At 51.2% G+C, this 4,518-nt stretch carries 2 protein-coding genes and 2 pseudogenes; 3 read left to right on the top strand and 1 reads right to left on the bottom strand.

Translation table 11 applies throughout. The features are described 5' to 3' along the window. Positions 1 to 141 precede the first annotated feature (141 nt). The 3 genes and pseudogenes from C3418_RS22890 to C3418_RS22900 form a co-directional block, all read left to right on the top strand. Positions 142 to 801: pseudogene (locus C3418_RS22890) on the top strand (type IIL restriction-modification enzyme MmeI); the annotation flags it as partial. Positions 802 to 824: 23 nt separating this feature from the next. Then, complete coding sequence (locus C3418_RS22895; RefSeq protein WP_073536818.1) at positions 825 to 2,855, top strand: DEAD/DEAH box helicase; 2,031 nt, start codon at positions 825 to 827, stop codon at positions 2,853 to 2,855. Between the two features lie 3 nt (positions 2,856 to 2,858). Then, the gene (locus C3418_RS22900; RefSeq protein ID WP_103859346.1) at positions 2,859 to 4,151 is read left to right on the top strand and encodes a GIY-YIG nuclease family protein; all 1,293 of its coding nucleotides are present in this window, start codon (positions 2,859 to 2,861) and stop codon (positions 4,149 to 4,151) included. A gap of 5 nt (positions 4,152 to 4,156) precedes the next feature. Here C3418_RS22900 and C3418_RS24960 read toward each other — a convergent pair. Next, positions 4,157 to 4,363, bottom strand: a pseudogene (locus C3418_RS24960) (hypothetical protein); the annotation flags it as partial. Positions 4,364 to 4,518 lie beyond the last annotated feature (155 nt).

A 4,518-nucleotide genomic window follows, 5' to 3' on the forward strand; every position in this document is an offset into this window, starting at 1 on the left:
ACGCAAGGCGAGCGTAAGACGGAAGCAAAAAATCGCAGGAATGAGCAGTGAATATCTGGAAACGGTACTCAATGCGGGTCTCAAAAAACTGGGTGAAATTTAACAAAATGTTCACGCTCTCACCCTGCCAAGGAACGTTGGTGTTTATGGCTGCTAGATGCTTCTGAGGATGAGTTGCTGGCAATGCCAGCTGTCATGAAAAGAATCTCGGCTATTCGACAACTTCGCCTCAAAGCTGGTCATCCTGCGGCTTTAAAAATGGCCGAAAAACCACATGTTTTTATGCAGGTCAGTCAACCAACTTCCGGTGATTACATTCTGGTGCCTCGAGTTTCATCTGAACGTCGACCCTATATACCAATGGGTTTTTTAAATGCAGATGTTATTTCCTCTGATCGAAATTTCATTCTTCCAAATGGTACTCTGTATCAGTTTGGCATTCTCTCCTCAATGATCCATAACGATTGGATGCGACTAGTTGCGATGCGGATGAAAAGTGATTACAGCTATGGTAACAAGGTCGTTTACAACACCTTTCCTTGGCCCACCGTTACGGCAAATCAGCGTAAAGAAATTGAGCGATTGGCAGAGGAAGTCGAGCTGGTCCGGGAGGATTACCCCGGCAAGACGCTGGCCGAACTCTATGACCCCGACATAATGCCTGCTGGCCTGCTTGAAGCACACCAGGCTCTGGATCGAGCGGTCGATAGGCTGTATCGGGACCGCCCATTCAAGGATGCGGCAGAGCGGGTAAGTCATCTGCTCGGACTCTATGAAAAGCTCACCGCTGCTACCCTCTAGCCAATTTTGACAAGGATTCAAGCATGGAAAACATCTTGCAAGTGACCTATGCCCAGAACGGGCAGAGCTCGGCGCTTAACAACATGGGAATGCGGGAGATGCAGGCCCGCACCTTCGCTCAACGCAACAGCCCCTACCTGCTTATCAAAGCGCCACCCGCCTGCGGCAAATCCCGTGCACTGATGTTTTTGGGGTTGGACAAGCTGCTCAATCAGGGCCTGCGCAAAGTCATCGTCGCGGTGCCTGAGATGTCTATCGGCGCGTCGTTTAAAGACACTGCGTTGACCGAATACGGATTTTTTGCGAACTGGCAGGTTAAACCTGAAAACAATCTCTGCATTCATGGCGGTGAAAAGAGCAAGGTGGCCGCGTTTAAGCGCTTTATGGAGAGTTATGACCAGATCCTTGTCTGCACCCACGCCACCCTGCGCTTCGCTTTTGACGAAGTTGATATAGCCTCGTTTAACGATTGCCTGATTGCCATCGACGAGTTCCACCATGTTTCCGCCAGTGAAGATAGCCGCCTCGGCGCGCTACTCGACGGTTTAATCCAGCAGTCCAATGCGCATATTGTGGCCATGACGGGGTCTTACTTCCGTGGCGACACCGTGCCCATCCTGACACCAGAGGATGAAGCCCAGTTTACCAAGGTCACCTACACCTATTACGAGCAACTGAACGGCTATCAGCACCTGAAATCTCTCGGGATTGGTTACCACTTCTACCAGGGTCAATATATCGGTGCTCTGCCTTCGGTGTTGGACGCTTCACTGAAAACCATTATTTACATCCCGAACGTGAATTCTGGTGAGTCCACCAAGGACAAATATACCGAGGTCGATGCGATCTTGGATGTGCTGGGCGATGTGCAGTCAAAAGATCCCGACACCGGTATCTACTGCGTGAAACGGAAAGAGGACGGCAAGCTGCTCAAAGTAGCCAATCTGGTGGATGACGATAATGACCGCCCCAAGGTGCAGGCTTATTTGCGCACCATTCAATCGGCTGATGATATGGACATCATCATTGCCCTTGGCATGGCAAAAGAAGGCTTTGACTGGCCCTATTGCGAGCATGTGCTGACCATTGGCTATCGCAGTTCGCTGACCGAAGTCGTGCAGATCATCGGTCGTGCGACCCGTGATTGTCCTGGTAAGACCCACGCCCAGTTCACGAACCTGATTGCCCAGCCCGATGCCCAGGATGACGATGTGAAAGTGTCAGTCAACAACATGCTCAAGGCGATCACGACATCCCTGCTGATGGAGCAGATCCTAGCCCCCAGTATTCAGTTTAAGCCTCGCTCGCAGTGGACTGGGGAGGCGTTGCCACCCAATACCGTGCTCGTTGGTGATGCGACCGTGCCGGTCTCGCAAACAGTGTTAGATATTCTCAATGGTGGCAAAGAGGAGATCCTGGCTGCACTGATGGCCAAGGAGAAGGTGGTCAAAGAGGCAATTACTGAAACAGCTCCGCCCGAGGTATTTACTCAGTTAGAACTGCCCTCGGTCATTCAGGAGCTCTACCCCGATCTATTGCCCCATGAGATAGAGCAAGTTCGTTCCGGCCTGCTACAAAGCATGTATATCAATCAACAGGGAGGGCTGATCAATGAAAGTGACTTGCCTCCCGATGCCGAGATTGTAGGAAGCCCGAACCCCACCTCTATCGGAGGGGCAAGCCCCGATGCCGCCAATGATCAAGCGACCGCCAGTAAGCAGTTCTTAAAAATCGGCGAGAAGTTTATCAACATCGACAACCTGAGCATCGACCTGATCGAATCGGTTAACCCGTTCCACGGGGCCTATGAAATCCTCTCCAAATCCGTGACGGCCACCATGCTCAAGACCATTCAGGAAGCGGTCAGCGCCAGCAAGTCACAACTCTCCGAGGAGGAGGCCGTCATGCTATGGCCGAGGATCAAGGCGTTTACTCAGCAAAAACAGCGTGCGCCTTCGTTGCATGCGCCTGATCCCATCGAGGTACGACTGGCAGAAGCGCTCGCCTACATCAAACACAAGAAACAACAATCTGCGGCTAAACAGGAGGACTAAGTAATGATCCTGTTGCGATCGCATCAGCTCAAACCCAAAGCGTCTCTTGAAGATATCTTTGCCGAAGACGATGTATTGGGTCTGCTCAATGTAGAGCCCCTAAAACCGAAAAGTGCGCCAGTTGACCTTGTGAGCAACCAGTTTGGGGATATCGTGGCGTTTTTTGAACAACACGGTAGAGCCCCCCAAAACTCGACCTGTGCCGATATGCCCGAGAAGCGTCTTGCAAGGCGCTTGCAGGCGATACGCACGGATCCAAAGCAATGCAGTGCCCTTTCAGGTCAGGATATCCATGGTCTGCTGGTAGGCATAGAAGTAGTGGGGATGGTTGCCGAGGAGCATGAGCAATATCCTGCCAGGGGAGTAGCTCTTGAGACTGTTAATGCACCCACCGTTGATACGTCGGAGCTGGTGACCTCGCTGGACGATATTTTTGCCGATGATGACCTCGGGTTATTGGATTTTGATGCTCCCGATATATTCAGCATGCAGCATGTGCCTAGGGAAAAAAAGGCGTTACCTGACGAGATAGCCCAGCGCCAGCCCTGTCCAGATTTCGCTCGTTTTGCGCCGCTGTTTGAGACCGTGAAAACGGGCCTGCAAGGCCAAGAGTTCTCCCTCGTGCGCTATCGAAACGAGCATGGTTTTCAGGTTGGGGATTTCTTCATCCTGAATGGGGTGATGGGTTATGTGCATAGTGCTGGGGAACGATTGGAACAGTACGAGAGGTATAACGCACGACTTCACCTGGTTTTTGATAATGGCACTGAGCTGCATATGCTCTACCAGTCACTAACCCAGGGGCTTATTCGTGACAAGGAGGGCCGTAAGGTCATGCTAGGTGACAAACTCCTCTTGCCAAATTACGCGCCCATTCCAAGCGGCTTTGTCTATGTGCTCGCGACAAAGAGCACGGACCCTATATTGATGCCCTTCATGCAAAATCTCTACAAGATAGGTTTCACCGAGGGTACCGTCGAAGACCGGATAAAGCACGCCGAGAAAGACAAGACGTTCCTGCAAGCCCCGGTTAGGATCATCACGGCATTCCAGTGTTTCAACATGAACACCCACAAATTGGAGACCTTGGTGCACGGTTTTCTCGCCAAGCAGCGCCTCGATATCACCTTGAAGGGGGTTGATGGCACCAGCTATGCCCCGAGAGAGTGGTTCCATACTCCATTGACAACCATCCTTGAAGTTATTCACCACATTTTGGATGGAACAATCTCGCAGTACCGCATGGACAATACTACCGGTAAGGTTGTTGCAAAAAAAACGACCAATAATGCGTAATAATGCCAGGCAGCATTGGCACGGACCTGCTCATCGGCAGCCAAAGGGCCCGACTGCTCTGCCGCTTGCTGCATCCAGTGCATGGCATTGGGGTAATCAGGTTGGCTGGCCAGACGTTTGGCCAACTCATATTGAGCCTTACCATTGCCTTGAGTCGCGGCATTGGATAACTCGGCATCAGTGAGTGAAGTTGTGGAAGAGCAGGCCGGTCGCCAGCTGTAGGAGAGGAATAACGTTTCACATGTACAGGATCTTTAGCTACAACCAATTGAAATAGATAGAAAAAAGGCTTCGTTTGTGATCTGATTTAATCGCAAAAAAAAACCGACACGCCCGAAGCCATGACTATTATCAATGCAACCCAGTA

Origin of the sequence: Aeromonas sp. ASNIH8 (genome assembly GCF_002919855.1) — a bacterium.
In the GTDB taxonomy this organism is placed as follows: domain Bacteria; phylum Pseudomonadota; class Gammaproteobacteria; order Enterobacterales; family Aeromonadaceae; genus Aeromonas; species Aeromonas caviae.